General features: G+C 64.0%; 21 protein-coding genes and 1 pseudogene. 13 read left to right on the top strand and 9 right to left on the bottom strand.

All coding sequences use genetic code 11. The annotated features are described in order from the left end of the window. From MOV75_RS06975 to MOV75_RS06990, 4 genes and pseudogenes are all read left to right on the top strand, one after another. Positions 1 to 426 (top strand): annotated as a pseudogene (locus tag MOV75_RS06975) (MBL fold metallo-hydrolase); the annotation flags it as partial. Positions 427 to 438: 12 nt separating this feature from the next. Beyond that, positions 439 to 843 carry a methylmalonyl-CoA epimerase gene (mce, locus tag MOV75_RS06980; RefSeq protein ID WP_246921097.1) on the top strand — a complete coding sequence of 135 codons (405 nt, stop codon included), beginning with the start codon at positions 439 to 441 and terminating at the stop codon, positions 841 to 843. A 9-nt stretch (positions 844 to 852) separates the two neighbouring features. Beyond that, positions 853 to 1128, top strand: coding sequence for a DUF1467 family protein (locus tag MOV75_RS06985; protein ID WP_246921095.1), 276 nt, complete (start codon positions 853 to 855; stop codon positions 1126 to 1128). Between the two features lie 113 nt (positions 1129 to 1241). Continuing rightward, positions 1242 to 1589, top strand: coding sequence for a hypothetical protein (locus MOV75_RS06990; protein ID WP_246921093.1), 348 nt, complete (start codon positions 1242 to 1244; stop codon positions 1587 to 1589). A gap of 14 nt (positions 1590 to 1603) precedes the next feature. On the opposite strand, the gene MOV75_RS06995 is transcribed toward MOV75_RS06990, so the two are convergent. Both MOV75_RS06995 and MOV75_RS07000 read right to left on the bottom strand, forming a co-directional pair. Then, entirely contained in the window at positions 1604 to 1867 is a 264-nt protein-coding gene (locus MOV75_RS06995; RefSeq protein WP_246921090.1) for a GlsB/YeaQ/YmgE family stress response membrane protein, read from the bottom strand. A 30-nt stretch (positions 1868 to 1897) separates the two neighbouring features. Further along, on the bottom strand, positions 1898 to 2347 hold the full coding sequence (locus MOV75_RS07000; protein ID WP_246921088.1) for a YidB family protein: 450 nt from the start codon (positions 2345 to 2347) through the stop codon (positions 1898 to 1900). 274 nt (positions 2348 to 2621) lie between these two features. On the opposite strand from MOV75_RS07000, the gene mtnK reads away from it, so the two are divergent. Beyond that, on the top strand, positions 2622 to 3911 hold the full coding sequence (gene mtnK, locus MOV75_RS07005; RefSeq protein WP_246921086.1) for an S-methyl-5-thioribose kinase: 1290 nt from the start codon (positions 2622 to 2624) through the stop codon (positions 3909 to 3911). A gap of 135 nt (positions 3912 to 4046) precedes the next feature. Here mtnK and MOV75_RS07010 read toward each other — a convergent pair whose 3' ends face one another. Continuing rightward, positions 4047 to 4931, bottom strand: a complete 885-nt coding sequence (locus MOV75_RS07010; RefSeq protein WP_246921084.1) for a hypothetical protein — start codon at positions 4929 to 4931, stop codon at positions 4047 to 4049. A gap of 281 nt (positions 4932 to 5212) precedes the next feature. Between MOV75_RS07010 and MOV75_RS07015 the strand changes: the two genes are divergently transcribed. The 5 genes from MOV75_RS07015 to MOV75_RS07035 are packed head-to-tail and all read left to right on the top strand — an operon-like array spanning position 5213 to position 10617. Further along, positions 5213 to 6802, top strand: a complete 1590-nt coding sequence (locus MOV75_RS07015) for an ABC transporter substrate-binding protein (RefSeq protein ID WP_246921105.1) — start codon at positions 5213 to 5215, stop codon at positions 6800 to 6802. Between the two features lie 60 nt (positions 6803 to 6862). Next, positions 6863 to 7786, top strand: a complete 924-nt coding sequence (locus tag MOV75_RS07020; RefSeq protein WP_246921103.1) for an ABC transporter permease — start codon at positions 6863 to 6865, stop codon at positions 7784 to 7786. Then, positions 7783 to 8604 carry an ABC transporter permease gene (locus tag MOV75_RS07025; protein ID WP_246921082.1) on the top strand — a complete coding sequence of 274 codons (822 nt, stop codon included), beginning with the start codon at positions 7783 to 7785 and terminating at the stop codon, positions 8602 to 8604. The genes MOV75_RS07020 and MOV75_RS07025 overlap by 4 nt, the downstream gene beginning before the upstream one ends. Further along, positions 8601 to 9581 (top strand): ABC transporter ATP-binding protein, encoded by a 981-nt coding sequence (locus tag MOV75_RS07030; protein ID WP_246921080.1) that lies wholly within the window; start codon positions 8601 to 8603, stop codon positions 9579 to 9581. Before MOV75_RS07025 ends, MOV75_RS07030 begins: the two co-directional genes overlap by 4 nt. Continuing rightward, a complete protein-coding gene (locus MOV75_RS07035; RefSeq protein WP_246921078.1) occupies positions 9574 to 10617 on the top strand; it encodes an ABC transporter ATP-binding protein in 1044 nt (347 codons plus the stop codon). Before MOV75_RS07030 ends, MOV75_RS07035 begins: the two co-directional genes overlap by 8 nt. A 164-nt stretch (positions 10618 to 10781) precedes the next feature. Here MOV75_RS07035 and MOV75_RS07040 read toward each other — a convergent pair whose 3' ends face one another. Further along, positions 10782 to 11858, bottom strand: a complete 1077-nt coding sequence (locus tag MOV75_RS07040; protein ID WP_247005267.1) for a serine hydrolase — start codon at positions 11856 to 11858, stop codon at positions 10782 to 10784. 168 nt (positions 11859 to 12026) lie between these two features. After that, positions 12027 to 12656: a LysR family transcriptional regulator gene (locus MOV75_RS07045; RefSeq protein WP_246921074.1), complete on the bottom strand. Its 630-nt coding sequence runs from the start codon at positions 12654 to 12656 to the stop codon at positions 12027 to 12029. A gap of 128 nt (positions 12657 to 12784) precedes the next feature. Here MOV75_RS07045 and MOV75_RS07050 point away from each other — a divergent pair, with 128 nt between their 5' ends. Together MOV75_RS07050 and MOV75_RS07055 are read left to right on the top strand one after the other, a co-directional pair. Continuing rightward, complete coding sequence (locus tag MOV75_RS07050; protein ID WP_246921072.1) at positions 12785 to 13177, top strand: RidA family protein; 393 nt, start codon at positions 12785 to 12787, stop codon at positions 13175 to 13177. A 32-nt stretch (positions 13178 to 13209) separates the two neighbouring features. Then, complete coding sequence (locus MOV75_RS07055; RefSeq protein WP_246921069.1) at positions 13210 to 13914, top strand: L-2-amino-thiazoline-4-carboxylic acid hydrolase; 705 nt, start codon at positions 13210 to 13212, stop codon at positions 13912 to 13914. 378 nt (positions 13915 to 14292) lie between these two features. Here MOV75_RS07055 and MOV75_RS07060 read toward each other — a convergent pair whose 3' ends face one another. From MOV75_RS07060 to MOV75_RS07075, 4 genes are all read right to left on the bottom strand, one after another. Continuing rightward, positions 14293 to 15321 carry an ABC transporter permease gene (locus MOV75_RS07060; protein ID WP_247005268.1) on the bottom strand — a complete coding sequence of 343 codons (1029 nt, stop codon included), beginning with the start codon at positions 15319 to 15321 and terminating at the stop codon, positions 14293 to 14295. 12 nt (positions 15322 to 15333) lie between these two features. Further along, positions 15334 to 16836 (bottom strand): sugar ABC transporter ATP-binding protein, encoded by a 1503-nt coding sequence (locus tag MOV75_RS07065; protein WP_246921065.1) that lies wholly within the window; start codon positions 16834 to 16836, stop codon positions 15334 to 15336. Between the two features lie 21 nt (positions 16837 to 16857). Next, a complete protein-coding gene (locus MOV75_RS07070; RefSeq protein ID WP_247005269.1) occupies positions 16858 to 17880 on the bottom strand; it encodes a sugar ABC transporter substrate-binding protein in 1023 nt (340 codons plus the stop codon). Positions 17881 to 18018: 138 nt separating this feature from the next. After that, positions 18019 to 18423 carry a globin gene (locus MOV75_RS07075; protein ID WP_246921062.1) on the bottom strand — a complete coding sequence of 135 codons (405 nt, stop codon included), beginning with the start codon at positions 18421 to 18423 and terminating at the stop codon, positions 18019 to 18021. Between the two features lie 469 nt (positions 18424 to 18892). On the opposite strand from MOV75_RS07075, the gene MOV75_RS07080 reads away from it, so the two are divergent. Beyond that, positions 18893 to 19078 (top strand): DUF2946 family protein (locus MOV75_RS07080; protein ID WP_369010445.1); only part of this gene is annotated, 186 nt, incomplete at its 3' end.

A 19078-nucleotide genomic window follows, 5' to 3' on the forward strand; every position in this document is an offset into this window, starting at 1 on the left:
GTCTGCCGCAACGGCGACCTCGTCAAGCTCGGCCCCGGCGATCCCGGCATCATTGGCGAGGTCCCGTCGGGCCGTCTCTACAAGGACGGCACGATCCTGGAGGACTCAAAATCCCGCGCCGTGGTCGAGCGGCGGCGGATGGCCTTCTCCGGCTGCGCCTTCGTCGCCATCGCCATGACGGAGCAGGGCGAGCTCGCCGACGATCCCGCGGTCGATCTCGTCGGCATCCCCGAGAAGAACCGGGCAGGCGAGCCCTTCGACGACATCGTCTTCGACGCCGTGATGTCGACGATCGAGGGACTGCCGAGAGCGCGCCGCCGCGATGCGGACGCTCTCGCCGAGTCGGTGCGACGCGCTGTCCGGGCCGTCATCAACGAACATTGGGGCAAAAAGCCCCCCTGTCTGGTACATGTGCTGACAGTCTAACGGGAGAGAACCATGCTGGGCCGGCTCAACCATGTCGCGATCGCGACCAAGGACGCCGTCAAGGCTGCCAGGATTTACGGCGCCGCGTTTGGCGCCCAGATCTCGGAAGCCGTGCCGCTGCCCGAGCACGGCGTCATCACCGTGTTCGCCACGCTCCCCAACACCAAGATCGAGTTCATCGAGCCGCTCGGCGAGGCCTCGCCGATCGCAAAATTCGTCGAGCGCAACCCCGACGGCGGTATCCATCATGTCTGCTACGAGGTGGTCGACATCATCGCCTCGCGCGACACGCTGGTGAAGGAGGGCGCCCGCGTGCTCGGCGACGGCGTGCCGAAGACCGGTGCCCACGGCAAGCCGGTGCTGTTCCTGCACCCGAAGGATTTTTCCGGCGCGCTGGTCGAAATCGAGCAGGCATAAGGCCGTCCCATGGCCATCCAGATATCGACCGCGATCGCGATCTACTTCGTCATCTGGTGGGTCGCGCTGTTCGTGACGCTGCCGTTCGGCGTGCGCAGCCAGCACGAGGACGGCGTCGGCGCGCCCGGCACCGACCCCGGCGCCCCGATCCTGACCCGGATGGGCCGCAAGCTGATCTGGACCACGATCATCTCGGCCATCATCTACGGCCTCGGCATGCTCGCCTATCACGCCGGCTATCTCTCGATCGAGCGCCTGTCGAAGCTCATGGGCATGCCGTTCTAGGTGTCACCTCTCCCCGCCGGGGAGAGGTGTAACGTCTTCGTCGACACACCTTGCTTCATCTCCTCGCGCGCTTAGAATTTCACGCTTGGTTTGTTGTTTTTCGGGGGGACCAAATGACTTTTCAGCGGATCGTCGTCGCGCTTCTTGTGCTCATCGTCGCCGGTCTCGGCGCCATCGGCTATGTCGAGTGGAAGATGGCGGTGCAGGTGCGGACGCTGAAGGCGTTCGTCGAGGGCTATGTCTTCAACGAAGCCGTGATGGCCTGCGAGCAGGCCAAGAGCTCGACGCCGTTCAAGTGGAACGGCGGCAAGAGCACCTCGGTGATCGGCCTGAACTCGGTCAAAACAGACAAATACACCGTCAGCGCCAGCTACACGCTGGTGGCGGACCTCGTTTATTGTGATTACGATCCGATCAAAAGAAAGGCCGAGATCGGCTCGAGCTTCCTGGAGCGGGAGTAACGATCCGCGCGAGCCTAGATCGCGCGGCGTTGCCGGCCGGCGACGAGACCGTAGACGAACAGCACGATGATCGCGCCGACCACGGCACCGATCAGGCCGGCCCCTTCGCCAGGGCGATACCAGCCCAGCGCTTGCCCGAGGTAGGAAGCAACGAAGGCGCCGACGATGCCGAGAATGGTCGTCAGGATGAAGCCTGACGGTTCATTGTCGCCCGGCATGATGAATTTGGCGACCACGCCGGCGAGAAAGCCGATGATGATGGTCCAAAGGAGACTCATGTGTACACCTTTTCTGAGTAGCCGTTGCAGCTAGGCGTTGGGCAGACGTCCATCCGGCGTGTATTTGTCGATGGCAGCAGGAAGCTCGCGGGATAGACGTGTGACGATCTCGTCTTGAGAAAGCCCGGTCTGCTGGGCGAGCTTCTCGAGGACATCGCTGCCGATGGCTTGCTTGAGCTCCGGCGAGGATATTTCCTTATTGGGGCCAGGCTTCACCCATGAATCGGCAATCTCGCCCTGCCCATTCTGGTTGAACCGCTCCAGGAGCTCACCAATTCCGCCATTGAGCAGGCCCCCGATTCCGCCCGCGCCGAGCATGCCGCCGAGATTGCCGAGCACGCCTCCAAGCGGCTGCTGGCCGCCAGCGGTCGAGCCGGCGCCCGCGCCTTTCAGCAGCTCCGCCAGTTTATCGCGGTTCTGATATCCGGCGATGGCCAGCATCGCCAAAAGAGCAGTCATGGAGGGCATTCCGCGGCTCATCGGCAGCTCCTTCAAACGGTCACAAAAGCAAAAACCGTCTCGGCCCGCTTGTGTTCCTAATCGGCAGGTCGTTAGCTCGCGACCAAGCGTCCCAGCTTGGCCGCCCGATACTCACGACCTTGCGTCCATCTCCCTGTTCACCGGCACAGCCAAAAGCGCCGGGTGGCAGACTGCATTGATTGCGATTACGATCCGATCAAAGAATGGCCGCGATCGGCTCGAGCTTCCCAGCATCGGGAGTAAGGATCCGGCCCAGAGGTGGGATGGGATCGCCATGAACGGGGACCGGACAGGGGACTATCGGATTTTGCATGAGGCGGCCCTGCGGGACTATCTCGCGGACCTGCCCGATATCGCCGCGCTGCTCGGCGGCGAGCCGGCCGGCTGGGGGATCACCGAAGTCGGCGACGGCAATCTCAACCTCGTCTTCATCGTCAAGGGCGCGAGCGGCGGCGTCGCCGTCAAGCAGGCGCTGCCCTATGTCCGCCTCGTCGGCGAGAGCTGGCCGTTGCCGCTGTCGCGGGCCCATTACGAATATCTGGCGCTGTCGAAGCAGGCCCAGCTCGCGCCTGGCCTCGTGCCGGCCTTGCTGCATCACAGCGAGAGTCTGGCGCTGACGGTGATGGAGCTGCTCGAGCCCCACATCATCATGCGCAAGGGGCTGGTTGCGGCAACGCAATATCCCGGCTTCGTCGATGACATCACCACCTTCATGGCGCGCACGCTGTTCTTCACCTCCGATCTCGCGCTGTCCGCGGCCGAGAAGAAGGAGGGCATCGCGGCTTTCGCCGGCAACCACGCGCTATGCAAGATCACCGAGGATTTGATCTTCACCGATCCCTACCGTATCGCCGAACAAAACCGCTGGACCGCGCCATATCTCGATGCGCTCGCCGCAAGCCTGCGTGATGACATGGAGCTGCATGTCGCGATCTCCCGGCTCAAGCTGAAGTTCATGGCAAGCCCCGAGGCGCTGCTGCACGGCGACCTCCACACCGGATCGATCATGGTCACGGACAGCCAGGCGCGGGTGATCGATCCGGAATTTGCCTTCTACGGCCCGATGGGGTTCGACGTCGGCGCCGTGCTCGCCAACCTCTTGATGGCCTATTTTGCATCGAGTGGCCACGAGCGCGCGCCGGGGGAGCGGGCCGCGTTCGAGGCCTGGGTGCTGGAGACGGTCGAGCAGGTCTGGAACGAGTTTTCCCGCAAATTCCTCGACCTCTGGCGCGCGGGCGCCGCGGGCGATGTCTATCCGGTCTCGCTCTTCGCCGGCGAGAAGGGCGCCGCGCGCCTGGAGGCCGAGCGGCAGTCCTACATGCAGCGCCTGTTCACGGATGCCGTCGGCTTCGCCGCCGCAAAAATCATCCGCCGCATCTTCGGCCTCGCCCATAACATCGACTTCGAGCTGATCGAGGATCCGAAGAAGCGCGCCATCAGCGAAGCCCGCGCGGTGCGGCTGGCGCGGGCGATGATGGTGGAGGCGGGGACGTTTCGGACGATCACTCACGTCACCGGAGCCGCGCGAAAATTGCGCGGTTGGCAGCCGGAATTGTCAGCTTGAAGACGTCGTGAGAGGCGTACCCGCACACTCCGTCATTGCGAGCGCAGCGAAGCAATCCAGACTGCGACTGCGGAAAGAGTCTGGATTGCTTCGTCGCAAATGCTCCTCGCCATGACGGGGGGAAGAAAGGCGCCCTCAATACAGCCGCAACGGAAGCGGGGCCCCATCGGGACCGACCAGCAGGCCCCAGGTCTCGTCGGCCGCGACCTCGAACTCGCGCTGCTGCGCCGCGCTGCCTTCGAGCTTGAGCGTGACCTTGTACCTGCCCGGCGGCAGATCGATCTTCTGGTTATCAGGCAGCTTGTCAGCGGCTGCGTCGGAATCCGTCAGGTCCTCTCCGGCGCGAGCCTCCAGTCTGATGCTTCGCTCATTGACGGTGATATCGGCCGCTTCATCCGTCTTGTTGCCGACCAACAACATCACTCGGTCCGGCGCCGGCCGGATGCCGGACGTGGCGGCCAGCAGCTTGCGCAGCGAAAGGTCGGCGATCGTCATGTTGTTCTGACGGCCAAGCCGCAGCAGCCCCGGCCCATCTGACGTCGTGAAGGCGACGACGGCCCTGTCAGCCTCGACGACCGCGCCGTCGTTTTCAGTCCAGCCGCGTTGCTCGAGTGCGGCGCGATAGAAGCCGAGCACGGCCTGGAGACCGAGCGGCGTCTCAACGTGAGCCGACCGGATGAAGGGTGAATTCTTCGCGGTCATCAGGCCCCAACGGTCGGCGAGCGGCAGGCCCACGTCGTCGGACATTTTGGCTTCGAACGTCCGGCTGGTGGCCCCCGCCAAAAGCCCGATGGCATCGCAGAGCAGGCGCTCGCCAAGATTATCCGGGGCGCAACGGTCCCTGAGCGCCCACCATGTATCGTCGACATACCCGTTGGACCGCGTGGTGTGGGACCAGTTGATATGGATGGTGTTGGTCGGGCGGTCGCGGACAGGATCCGGCGTGACCGGGATCGCCATCGCCGCCGTCGCGGCGACCAGGCTGCCGGCGAGCAGGATACCTAGCTTACGGCGTTTCATGTTTTCCGCGATCCCTATTTTTTGCGATTCCTGGGCTCAGGTAACGATCCAGAGCTTGGTCGCGTCGACCGCGAAGAATGTTCACGGGTCCGGCCGACTGATGACGCGCCGCGTCAATCGGCGGCTTGTATCGCTGCGGGGATGCAACCCGGTCTCGGAGGTCTCCTCGTTGAAAACGGGCCTCCCGGAACCGACATTGGTCGCCGTCAAAAACGAAGCTTGCATTCGACGGGCTGCGAATGATCAAATCTCTGATCGGCATGCAGCGTTGTTGGGGACTCATGATGTTCAGGATGGTTGCGATCGTCGCTGGTTTGGGACTGGCGCTCGCCGGGTCAGTGGAGGCCCAGACTCCACGCAAGGGCGGAACCATCCGCATGACCGCGCCGTATGGCTCGAGTTTCACGAGCCTCGACATCCACACCACACAGCGCGCCCAGGACGAGATCTACGCCAAGGCGCTGCATCGCTCGCTCTACATCTGGAATTCCGCGGAAGGCAAACCGGTTCTGGAACTCGCCAAGGAGGACGTGGTCTCCGGCGGCGGCCTCGTTCACACCTTCAAGCTGCGCGACGACGCCTATTTCCACAATGGCCGCAAGATGACGGCTGACGACGTCATCTGGTCCTACACCCGCATCATGGACGGCGCCAAGGCCTTTCCAGGTGCGCGGTATGTCCGCGTGATCGAGGGCGCGGCCGCAGTCGAGAAGGGCCAGGCCAAGGAGATATCCGGCCTGAAGAAGATCGACGATTTCACCATCGAGATGAAGCTGACCGAGAAGGTCGATCCCGGCTTTTACTTCTTCACCGCGCTGACCTCGATCTATCCCGCCGACGAGGGCGCCAAGGAGAGCTTCATCCAGCATCCGATCGGTCTCGGACCGTTCAAGTTCGTCGAGCACGTGCCGGGATCGCGCATCGTGCTGGAGCGGTGGGACCGGTTCTACAAGCCCGGCAAGCCCTATGCCGACAAGATCGTCGTGTCGGTCATGGGCGAAGCCGCGGCCCGCGATGTCGCCTTCCGCAACAAGGAGATCGACACCTCGGTGCTGGGGCCGGCGCAATACGTCGCCTATCAATCCGACGCCGCCCTCAAGGGCACCATCGTCGAGGTCGCCGAGGTCTTCACGCGCTACATGGGCATGAATCCCTCGTTCAAGCCGTTCGCCGATAAGCGCGTCCGGCAGGCCATCAACTACGCGATCGACACCGATTTGATCATCAACAAGCTGGTCAAGGGCAAGGCCTACCGCGCCACCAGCTGGCTGCCGCTGACCGCTCCGGCCTACGACAAGGCGATGAAGCCGTACCCCTACGATCCCGCCAAGGCCAAGCAACTGCTCGCCGAGGCCGGCTATCCCAACGGCTTCGAATTTGAATGGACCACCAGCCAGAATGAAAGCTGGGGCCTGCCGATCGTCTCAGCCGTCATCCCGATGCTGGACAAGGTGGGCATCAAGGCCAAGGTCAAGCAGGTCGAGACGGCGGTGCTGGCGGAGGTGGTTCGCAGCGGCGACTACCAGGCTTTCATCTATTCCCAGGCGAGCGGGCCGGATCCGCAGGCTGCGCTCAAATGCTTCCACTCGTCGACGCCGCAGCCGGCCTGCAACTACACGACCTTCAAGAACGCCGACTTCGACAAGATCGTCGACGAGGCCGGGCAGGCCGACGATCCCGCCAAGCGCATCCAACTGCTGCAAAAGGCCAATGCGCTGCTCTATGAGGAGGCGCCGGTCTGGTTCTTCAACTACAACAAGGCGGTCATGGCGGTGCAGCCGTGGCTCAAGGGCGTTCAGCTGAATGCGACGGAGCTGACCCATCAGAACGTCGAGGACCTCTGGGTCGACGAGACCTCGCCCGCGAAGTGACACGCGCTGTCGCGCTCCCTCCATCGCATCATGTGATGGAGGGAGAGAGGAAAAGTGCCGATGCTCTCGTTCCTGTTCCGCCGTCTCCTGCAAACCATTCCGACCGTGCTCGCCGTCGTGCTGCTGGTCTTCGTGCTGTTCAGCGTCGTTCCCGGCAGCATCGCTTCGAGCATGAGTGATGATGCAGATCCGCAGGTCGAGCTGCGCATGAAAAAGCAGCTCGGTCTCGACGACCCCGTCTATGTACGTTTCGGCGCCTACATTGCCAAGCTCGCGAGCGGTGATTTCGGGACCTCGTTCCGGACGCGCGAGCCTGTCACGAGCATGATTGCCAAGCGGGCCTGGCCGACGCTGCAACTCATATTCACCGCCATGGCGTTTGCCGTCGTGATCGGCGTTCCTCTGGGTTTCGTCGCAGCACTTAGGCCCGGTGGCATCGTCGATACGCTCGCCATGGTCGTGGCGGTGTCGGGCCTTTCCATTGCCAAATTCTGGCTCGGACTGGTGCTGATGTATCTGTTTGCGTTGAAGCTCGGCTGGCTTCCGAGTTTCGGCTATGGCGACGGAGGGCTGAAATATCTGCTGCTGCCGGCCGTGACGCTCGGCGTCTCGCCCATGGCGCTTTTCGCCCGCACCACGCGCGCCGCGGTCCTCGAGATCATGACCGCTGATTTCGTCCGCACCGCACGCTCGAAGGGCATGAGCGAGACCAGGGTCGTGAAGTGGCACGTGATGCGTAATGCGCTCGTCATCATCCTCACGACCGTCGGCCTGCAGTTCGGCGGACTGATGGGGCAGGCAGTCGTCGTCGAAAAGCTGTTCTCCTGGCCGGGCATCGGCTCGCTGCTGGTCGACAGCGTGCTCCAGCGCGACATTCCGGCCGTTCAGGGCTCCATTCTCGTGGTGGTGCTGGCCTTTCTCGCGATCAATCTGCTGATCGACGTGCTTTACGGCGTGATCGATCCCAGGATCAGATACGCATGAAGCTCCGGGCCAATCTCGTCATCGGTGGGGTGTTGTTCGCGCTTGCGATCTTCGTCGGCCTGCTTGCGCCCTGGCTGGCGCACACCGATCCCGTCATGGACGCCAACCTCTTGAACGCGGAGGAGCCGCCGAGCTGGACCTGGTGGTTCGGGACCGATGACCAGGGCCGTGATATCTATTCCCGCGTCGTGTACGGCGCGCGGGTCTCGCTGACGGTCGGCATCATCTCGCAGCTGATCAACAGCGTCATCGGCGTGGCCCTCGGCCTGAGCGCCGGCTATTGGGGCGGCTGGTGGGATGATGTCGTCAACGCCCTGACCAATGTCATGCTCGCGATCCCATCGCTGATCTTCGCGCTCGCCATCATGGCGGTGCTGGGACCTGGCTTGACGAGCCTGCTCATCGCCCTCGGTCTGACCAACTGGTCCTTCACCTGCCGGATCGCACGGGCCTCGGCGCTGTCGCTCAGGAGCCAGGGCTACGTGCAGGCGGCAACCGTGCTCGGCTATGGCGATTTGCGCATCATGATCACGCAGCTGCTGCCGAATATGCTCGGACCGATCGTCGTCATCGGCACGCTCGGCATGGGCAGCGCGGTGCTGTCCGAGGCCGCATTGTCGTTCCTCGGGCTCGGGGTCCGCCCGCCTTTTCCGAGCTGGGGCAGCATGCTGTCGGAAGCCCGCGAGCAGATCACGACGGCGCCGTGGCTCTCGATCTTTCCCGGCCTCGCCATCTTCCTGACGGTGCTCGGCCTCAATCTGCTCGGCGACGGCCTGCGCGACATCCTCGATCCCCAATCGCGGAGCCGACGGACATGACCGGCACGCCGCTGATCGAAGTCGAGGATCTGCGCATCGATCTCGATGACGGGTCCAGGGCCGTTGCGGCAGCCGAGGGCGTTTCGTTTCGCATCGACCGCGGCGAAACGTTCGGCCTCGTCGGCGAATCCGGCTGCGGCAAGAGCATCACGGCGCTATCGCTGATCGGCCTGTTGCGGCACCCCTTGTCGATCGGCGGTGGCATCATCCGGTTCGAGGGGCGGGAGATCCAGCACCTTTCCGCCGCCAGGCAGCGGGAGCTCCGCGGCAACCGCATCGCCATGATCTTCCAGGAGCCGATGACGGCGCTGAACCCGGTCTCACCCGTAGGCCGGCAGATCGCCGAGATGTTCGTGCTGCACAAGGGCAAGAGCTGGCGGGAGGCCAATCAGCTGGCGGTCGAGGCGCTGGCGAGCGTGCGCGTGCCCGCACCGGAGCGGCGGGTGAAGGACTATCCGCACCAGCTGTCCGGCGGCATGCGCCAGCGTGTGATGATCGCCATCGCGCTGGCATGCGGTCCGGATCTCCTGATCGCCGACGAGCCGACCACCGCGCTCGACGTCACCGTGCAGGCCGAAATCATCGAGCTGATGCGGAATTTGTGCGCGGAGCGAGGAACGGCGATCCTGATGATCAGCCACGATCTCGGTCTGGTCGCAAATGTCTGCCGCCGGGTCGCCGTCATGTATGCCGGCCGCATCGTCGAGGAGCGCGGCTCGGCGGATATCTTCCGCGCGCCCTCGCACCCCTATACGCAAGGCCTGGTCGCCTCGCTGCCGCGGCTCGGCAGCCGCGCCGCGCTCGGGCGGAGCAGGCTGAAGGAGATCGCGGGCGTCGTCCCGGCCATCACGAATTTCCCTGATGGCTGCCGGTTCAATCCGCGCTGCGCGCAGGCGACCGATATTTGCCGGACCCGCGCGCCGGAGACGGATCCGCTCGAGGCGGGCGGTCTGGTCAGGTGTCATCACCATGCATGAACCGCAAGTCGTGCAGGGCAAGGCGAGGCCGGACGACGATCTCATCCTCGGCGTCGAGGATCTTGCGGTGCATTTTCCGCTGGGAGGCGGCTTGCTGGGCCGTGGCCGGCGGCTGCTCCGGGCCGTCGACGGCGTTGATCTCAGCTTGAGGCGGGGTGAATGCCTCGGCCTCGTCGGCGAGTCCGGTTCCGGCAAGTCGACGGTCGCATTGTCGATCCTTGGTCTCCTGACGCCGACACGCGGCCGCATCGTGCTGGACGGGGAGGTCGTCACGAACCGGCAATCCGGCGATCGCAAGGCGTTGGCCCGTACCGTGCAAATGGTGTTTCAGGATCCCTACGCTTCGCTCAATCCACGCCAGACCGTGCGGCGCACGCTCGAAGATCCGTTGCGCGTGCATGGCGTGACCGCAAAGAGCGAGATCGAGGACCGCGTCGCGACCATGCTGCGACATGTGGGCCTGCGGCCGGAACAGTCGGGCCGCTACCCGCATGAATTCTCCGGCGGCCAGCGCCAGCGTATCGGCATTGCCCGTGCCCTGATCCTCAACCCCAAGATCGTCATCTGCGACGAGCCGGTCTCGGCGCTCGATGTCTCGATCCGCGCCCAAATCATCAATCTGCTGCTGGAGTTGAAGGAGACGCTCGGCCTCTCCTACATCATGATCAGCCACGACCTCGGCGTCGTCGAGCACATGAGCGACCGCGTCGCAGTGATGTATCTCGGCCGCATCGTCGAGAATGGCGACTGGCGCGAGATCTTCGAACGCCCGGCGCACCCGTACACGCAAGCCCTGATCGCCGCCATCCCCGATCCGCTGCGACATGCGCCGCTGGCGACGACGGGCGGCGATCTTCCCAACCCGCTCAACCCACCGAACGGCTGCGCCTTCAGCCCGCGCTGTCGGTATGCGGAAGACATGTGCCGGAGAGAGCCGGGGCCGTCGCTGGAGACGCGCGCCGACGGGCATGCGGTGAGGTGCTGGCGGAGTGAGGAGATCGGTGCAGCGAGCCTCGCTCTATCTCCGTCACCCTAAGGTGGCCGCTTCTTCAGCGGCCCTCGAAGGGCGACGGCCCGGCTGTGCATCTCGGCCGTTCATCCTTCGAGGCTCCGCATGCGATGCTTTTCGCATCGCCTGCCTCGCACCTCAGGATGACGGGGCATTCCTTGCGGTGAACTGCGAAGTTCGAAGTGCGCCGCTCACCTCAGCCCGGCCAATACGACGTCGCGGATCACCCGGATCGGCGGCATCCATTGCTTCTCGTCGGCGTAATTTCCGCAGGTGATGGCGACCACGACGCCGAGGTCGGGCATTACGAACAGCCGCTGGCCGCCGTAGCCGAAGCCGCCGATCCAATGCGTGATCGGGCGGTTCGGCGGATGGCCGTACTGCAGATCGCCGCTGTACCAGAAATAGCCGTAGCGGCGCTGCTCGTCGCAAGGGACGTAGGGCTGGAACGATTTCGTGAGCCAGTCCGCCGAAACGATCTGACGCCCGTCCCATTGCCCGCGGTTGAGGATCAATTGGCCGATGCGGGCAAGATCGCGCGGCGTCATGCGCAGGCCGGATGCGGGCGCGGGTTGCCCGTTGAATCCCTTGGTCCATTCGGTCGGACCGATCCCGAGGGGTTCGAACAGGTTTGCGCGAGCGAAGTCCGGCAGCGATTGGCCAACGCCTTTCACCAGCAAATGTCCGATGAGCTCGGTGCCGGCCGCGCCGTAAATCCAGCGCGTGCCCGGATCGGAAATGAAGGGGCGGCCGAAGATGTAGCCCAGGCGATCGGGCGCCCTCTCCAACTGAATTTCGCTGTTGTTCGGATCCTGGTAGGGAATGTCCTCGTTCCAGTCGAACCCCAGCGTCATGGTCAGCGCGTGCGCGATGGTCAGACGCTGGAGGCGGGGATCCGTTGCGGCGTCGGCATAGTCTGGAAATTGCGCCATCAGCTTCTGGTCAGGTGCGGGCACCTTGCCGAGATCGAGCGCGATACCATAGAGCAGGCCGAGAATGCTCTTCGTGACCGAGCGCAAGTCGTGCAGCGTGTCGGGACCGAACGCGACGCGGCCGCGAGGAGCGCCCCAGACTTCATCCTCGCCGGCGAAATAGCGTTCGAGCACGAGCTTGCCCATGCGCGTCACGACGACGCCATGCAGGCCCCAGGCGCGATTGTCCGTGATCAGCTTGTCGAGCCGCGCATCGAGATCAGGCGCAAAGCCTGCATCGGGCGGCGTTACCGACTGCCACTCGAATAGAGCGGCCGCAAGCGGGTTTGTCGTCATGAGAAGGGCTCCCCCACCCATGAGAACGGTTCGACGATCGATTGCAGCCATCACGAGCTCAGGGCTTCCCCAGACATAAGGCCGGCGTCACGTTGAATTTGTGATCCTGTTTCGCCCGACGTGTCAAACGTCGCGCTGGCTCAAACCACGGCCAGTCAGCAAGCCCCCTCAACGTCCGCTGATGCCCACCAGGCGAGGACGGTGGTGGCTTGCGCGCGGCTTCTCAGCCTGCAGGGCGCGCAGCCATTCGCGAAAACTGACGACCTCGGGACAGTCCGCCGTGCCTTCGGGCGCAACCAGCCAATCACCCAAACCCGATCCCTCATCGATCCGGTCGCAGCGATAGCCGGGATGGTGGCCGAGGCCGCGGGCGATGAGCAGGTCGACCTTGCCTTCGACCAGCTCGTGCAGGCCGGCAGGTTGCAGCACCCGAAGACCGATGTCGGGATGCGCGCTGCGAAACTCCGCCAAGTCGAGGCGGCGCAGGTCGAGGCTGCCATGGACACCCAATTGCAGCAGTACCGCACCTGCTGGCTTCAAATGCGACGTCGCTTCGGCAATATGACGAAAGCCTTCGGATATCCCGGGCAAATAGGCTTGGCCGGCCGCGGTCAGGATGAGCTGCTTATGCAGCCGCTCGAACAGCTGCACGCCGAGGCGAGCCTCTAGCGCCTTCACCTGCTGCCCCACGGCGGCCGGCGTCACGTGCAATTCGTGCGCGGCGAGCTTGAAGCTGAGATGCCGGGCGGCGGCCTCGAAGGCGCGGAGCGCGTTGAGTGGGGGAAGGGCGTAGGTCATCGCGCCGCACTTTGACACCGATGGAGCACGGCCTTGCAATAGATTTTCTTGCGCTGAACCGCAGGATTGATGCTTTGCGCCGCCGCGACGCCGCCGGATAGGGTTCGGTCCGCAACCCGGAGAAGCCCATGTCCCCAGCTCACATCGTCAGCCACAATCCTGCAACGGTCAATGCGCCCGCCGGTGGCTACAGCATGGGACTTGAACTGAAGCAGCATCGGCGCCTGTTGTTCATCAGCGGCCAGGTCCCAGAAGGCTCCGACGGCGCCGTGCCCGAAGGTTTCGAGGCGCAATGCGAGCAGGCCTGGCGCAACGTCAAGGAAGTGCTCGCCGCAGCCGGCCTCAGCGTCGCGCATCTGGTCAAGGTCACGACGTTCCTGACCGGCCGCAACCAGGTTGTGACCAACCGTACCATTCGGCGCGCGGTGCTCGGCGATCATCAGCCCGCGTTAACTGTCGTGATCGTCGAGACCGTTGACAGCAAATGGCTGCTGGAGATCGAGGCGATCGCCGCGGAATGAAGTGACAGTCCAACCCGATTGAGAAACACCCAATGCCTGAGACGATCCATCCCTTTTACGAAGCGCATCGCGGTGCCATGGAAGCCGCCATGCGCCATCGGCTCGACCTCGCCGAAACGATGTTGTCCAAGCGTGCCCTTCTGTCCGATACCAACGCCATCCGGCGGGAGGTGATGGACGAATTCGAGCTCGTGCTCACCCAAATGCCCTATGTCGGGGGCGCGGCAAGCCGGATGAGCGATTTCTTCATGCGTCTCATGGGCTTCATGGCCATCAGCCGCGTGCTCCGGCGACATGGCGTGCCGCTGGCTGTGATCGGCGACATCGAGCGGGAAACCTACAAGGCGCAATTGCTCGCGGTGCCCGAGGCGGAACGTCTCGCTGCGGGGCGCCAATTCATGTCGCCGGAGAACCAGGCGTTGCTCCGCGAGCAGGCCGCAGAAAGCATCACGAAGAGCCATCGGGACGCGTTTCCGGAAGATTTCGTCTACGATTTCGTCGAACCGGGCCCGGGTGACCACTTTGAATTCGGTATCGACTACAAGGCTTGCGGCTTCTGCAAATTCGCCGCTCGCCACGGAGACAAGGACATCCTCCCGAACATCTGCGGGCTCGATTTCGACGCCTACGCAACGCGCGGCATCCGCCTGGAGCGGACGCAAACGCTGGCCGGCGGCGCGAGCCACTGCGATTTCAGATTTTCGCGGCTTCCGCCGGACCGGAACGCCGGGAGCTAAGCAACGTTCTCAACGTTGTTCGGCCCTCCTGCCGCCACATCGTCATTGCGAGCGCAGCGAAGCAATCCAGGCTGCCACCGCGGAATGATTCTGGATTGCTTCGCTGCGCTCGCAATGACGGGATCGATACAGCGAGCCTCGCTCTCTCTCTCTCCGTCACCCTGAGGTGCCGGCGCGCAGCGGAGGCCTCGAAGGGCGACGGCCCGGCTGCATCTCGGCCTTCATCCTTCGAGGCTCCGCAAGCGATGCGTTCGCATCGCTTGCCTCGCACCTCAGGATGACGGGTCACCCTTTGCGCGTCACCGGCAAGCCATTGATTCCGCTAGCCCCGGCTACTGTGCATGGGGTTGTTTTCGCACTTTTTGTTTTGAGGGCAGGCTACTCCGCCGCTTTTTCTCTCAGCCGCTGCGCATAGACGTTGATGACCAGAGCTGCCAAGAGGATCAGGCCGCGGATCAGGATCTTCAGGAAGCTGTCGATGTTGACGTGATCGAGGCCGTTGTTGAGAACGCCGAGCACGAAAAGCCCGACGATCGTGTTGCCGATGCCGCCGCGGCCGCCGAACAGGCTGGTGCCGCCGACAACGACGGCGGCGATGGAGTCGAGCAGATAGGTGTCGAACTCGTTTTGCTGCGCGCTGCCGAAATGGGCGACGCCCAGCATGCCGCCGATGCCGGAGCAGACCGCCGAGATCACCATCACCGCGCCGAGGATGAGCTTGACATTGAGGCCGGAATATTCGGCCGCCTCGCGATTGCCCCCGACCATGTAGACGTAGCGGCCGAAGCGCGTGTAGGTCAGCACCAGATGGCCGCCGAGCAGCATGATGGCCGCGACGATGACGAGCCAGGGAATGCCGCCGATCGAGCCCGAGCCGAGCGTGGTGATCAGGCTCGGAACCTTGTAGGCGATCTGGCCACGTACCAGCAGCGCCGAGATGCCAGCCGCGATCTGCATCATCGCCAGCGTCATGATGAAGGAGGGAATTCCGATCACGGTCAGCCCGAGTGCATTGACGAGGCCGAGCAGGGCGCAGAGCAGGATCGACAGTAGAATCGCGACTGCGCCGGGCAGCGGCACGTTGGCGATGTTGACGTAGGACTCCTGGAGCGTGAAGTAGGCGACCGCGATGCCGGTGACGTTGGCAATGCTGGCGATCGACAGGTCGATCTCCGCGCACAGGATCACGAAGGTGAGGCCGACCGCGATGATGCCTGTCACCGACACCTGGGTCAGGATGTTGCCGAGATTGTCCAGTGTCGCGAAGGAGGGGCTGGCGAAGGCGAAGAAGCCGGACAGGAAGATCAGCGTCAGGAACGGGGCGATGTTGCGCATCTGCGAGCGCAGGAAGGGCGCGAGGCCCCGCGCCCGCTGCCCCACCGCCGGAACCGTTTCACTGCTCGCCATGGTGATTCTCCGTCACGCCGCTTCCAGCAGGCGGTCCTTGCTGACCGGCTCGTTCTTGAATTCCCGCACCACTGCGCCGCGCTTGAGCACGAGGATGCGGTCGGCCAGCGACAGCACCGTTTCCGGCTCGGTCGACAGCACGATGATCGCAAGGCCCTTGGCGCGGAGGTCGCGGACGATGTTGATGACGTCGTTCTTTGCGCCGACATCCATGCCGCGGGTGGGCTCGCACAGCACCAGAAGCTTGGGCGGGTAGGTCAGCCATTTCGCCAGAGCGACCTTCTGCTGGTTGCCGCCGGAGAGCATGCCGAGGTCGAGGCCGACCACCGGCGGCCTGATCTGCAGCTGCTCGACCTGGCGCTGAGCAATGTCGCGCTCCTGCGCCGGCTTCAGCAGCAGCGCCGAGATGCGGTCGAGAATGCTGATCGAGATGTTCTTGTAGACCGGCTCCTGGTGAAACAGCATGTCGCGCCGGCTCTCGGGCACCAATGCCACCCCGGCCCGCCGGGCCGCTGCCGTGCTGGCGAAGGTCTTTGGCTTGCCCTCGACCGCGAGCGTGCCGCTGTCCGGCTTCAGCTTGCCGAACAGGATGCGCGACAGCTCCTGTTGGCCACAGCCCATGAAGCCGTAGATGCCGAGCACCTCGCCGGCGCGGGCCTCGAAGGAGACGTCTTGAAGACTGCGGGCGAGTGATAGCTGGTCGACCTTCAGGATCACCGAGCTTCCACTCGGCTGTGGCAACATCAGATCGTCGGTGTAGCTGTGCTCGAGGGCCTCGCCGCCGCGGCCGATCATCGCTTCGATCAGTGCGCCCTTGCTGGTCGCGGCGCTCGCCGTCTCGGCGACCTTTCGCCCGTTGCGGAACACGGTCACCGTGTCGGAGACGCGCAGGATGTCCTCGATGAAATGCGAAATGAAGACGATGGCAGTGCCTTGCTCGCGCAGGCGCCGGAGCGTTGCGAAGAGCCGCTCGACCTCGGGCGGAGAGAGGGCGGAGGTCGGCTCGTCCAGGATGACGATGCGGGCGCGGGAGAATAGCACGCGGGCGATCTCGATCAGCTGCTGCAGCCCGATGGGTAAGTCGCCGAGCCTGCTCATCGGATCGACGTCGATGCCGAAGCGGGCGAGCTGCTCGCCGGCCTCGCGCGCCATGCGCCGCCATTGCACGAGGCCCAGGGCGTTGATCGGCTGGTTGCCGAGGAAGACGTTCTCGGCGACCGTGAGGTCGGGCGCGACAGAGAGCTCCTGATGCACCATGGCGATGCCGGCCGCGTGCGCGTCGCGGGCCGAACGGAAATGCGTCTCCGCGCCGTCAATCAAGAAGCGGCCGGAGAACTCGGTGTGCACGCCGGCGATGATTTTCATCAGCGTGCTTTTCCCGGCGCCGTTCTCGCCGACGAGACCGTGGATCTCGCCGGGAAGCAGCGCGAAGTCGACACCACGAAGCGCTTCGACACCGCCGAAGCTCTTCGTGATGCCCTGCAGTTCAAGGATGGGCGAGCGACCCTCTGACATGAAAGTTCAGATCTTGGAGGCTCAGATCAGGAAGTGATCCTGCATCCACTGCATTCCGGCGGCATTGGCCTTGGTCACGACCGGGCCGTCAGTGACGACGTTCTTGGGAATGCCCTGTCCGCTCTTCTCGCCGCCGACCACGGCCGAGACGCCCGCGATGATGGCGCCGCCATGGATGCGGCAGGAGGGGTTGCGGACGGTCGCGAACATGCGGCCTTCGCTCACGGCCTGGATCGCCGGCGGCATGGCGTCGACGCCGCCGATCAGGATGTTGGTGCGGCCCCGCGCCTTCATGATGTTGGCGGCGGCGAGCGCCATGTCGTCATTGTGGAAGAACGCCGCATCGATCTGCGGATATTTGGTCAGATACGTTTCCCACAGACGCGCCGTCTTGGAGACGTCCCAGTCGGCCGGCTGGGTATCGAGCACCTCGATCCCCGGGAATTGCTTGACCACCGAGGTGAAGCCCTTGGCGCGGCCTTGCGCGCCGGTATGGCCGAGCGCGCCTTGCGTCATGATGATCTTGCCCTTGCCCCCCATGGCGTTGCAGAGGGCCTGGGTCACCGAGGCGCCCATGAACTCGTTGTCGGGGGCGAGGAAGGAGTGGACGTTGATCTGGTCGAGCGGCGCAATCAGCGTGTCCATGTCGATCACGGGCGTGCCGGCGTTGATCATCTTCTGCACGGGCTGGGTGAGGGTGCCGATGCCGAAGGCCTGGATCGCGACGAAATCCCATTTCTGCGAGGCCATGTTGTCGATCGCCGCGCGCTGCTTCACGGCGTCGAGCTGGCCATCGAACCAGGTGACCTCGACGTTGAACAGCTTGCCCCAGAACTCCGCGGCCTGCTTGCCCTGTGCGCACCAGGTGGCCTGAAGGCCCGCATTGGAAAATGCCGCCTTCAGCGGCTTCTCGCTACGTCCGACCTCGGCCGCCAGTGCTGGATTGATACCCATGCTGCCGAAGAGGGCCGCTCCGGCGCCGGCGGTCGCGGCCGCCTGAAGAAGATCGCGCCTCGTCGTCGAGAAATCTTTCGTCCCGGACATCGCTCGCTCCCATACACTTTATCGTCGGCGCGTCATTGATTGCGCGACCGATGTCCGAAAGTGTCTCACAAGAGTTGGTGCCACTCAATCCGCAATCACTCGCCATCGCAGCAAGCCGCGTTGGTGCAGCGCAAAGCGTCAGCCGGTCGCGCCGGTGAGTGCGTCGATGTCGACGAGCAATGTGTCCCAGACCTGCGCGATCTCGGTTGACCATTCATCGCCGAGCAGATCGCGCAGCGTGTCCCTGATGATTGTGAAGAAGGCGGTGAACAGCTGGCGCGATGTGCCATAGGCGTCGTGGGAGGTGACCTCGCAGGCAATCAGCCGGAAATGCCCGTGACGCATCCCGGAAAAATCGAGGATGGCCTCGATCGTCAGCGCGAGCATCGACCCCTTCACGAGGTCACTGCCGTCCGAGCGGAACATCGCTTGCGTTTCGGGATACGCGTCGAACAGGCGTTGGTAGACGAGGGGCGTGAGATCCGCGCAGTGCGAGGCCGCGAGTTCGAAGCTGATTTCGACCGGATTGGACGACGCCTTCATCGGTGCTTCAGCCTCGCGGACAAAAAAAGAGCGGGGCCCTGGCCCCGCTCAAAAATTGTGTCGACCCTATTATCCCCGATTCTAAGATTTGCTCTTGATTGACGGGGCGACGCTGCGTTTTGCGCGCCAGGGGCTCCTCCCGAGACTTGGACCACCAGGCCTTGACCTTGCGGTCAGCGCCTGAGCAAGAGGGATGCTAGATCAACTTTTCTCACTTGTCATCATTTTCGGCAACGAATGTTCAAAATTCGAGCAGATGACGAAATGATCGGGCTTTTGGCCCCCAAGTATATGACAAATCTAAGAAATCTGTGGGAGACGGGCCGTTTGACGGGGCTCAATGCCCGACCCCGGTCCCGTGGTGGGTTCCTCCGACCACGGTTCTCGACCTAATTTGCGCTGGGCCAAGAAGGCGGCGGAACTGACCTCGACTTGGGGCCGGCACGGTGTTTAGTTAGCAGACGAACGAATGGTTCGGCGGATGCGCGCACGGCTACAAAAATTCCTGCCCCTGGTCCTGCTCGCTTTGGCGATGCAGGTGCTGGCGCCGATTGCCGCCTGCTGGGCGACGGGCCTCGCCGTTGCCGATCCGCTGTCTGCCGGCGTCATCTGCCACAGTGGGGGCGATCAAGGCGGCCTGAACGATCGGACCGGC

It is taken from the genome of Bradyrhizobium sp. PRIMUS42 (assembly GCF_023006515.1).
Taxonomy (GTDB): Bacteria; Pseudomonadota; Alphaproteobacteria; order Rhizobiales; family Xanthobacteraceae; genus Bradyrhizobium.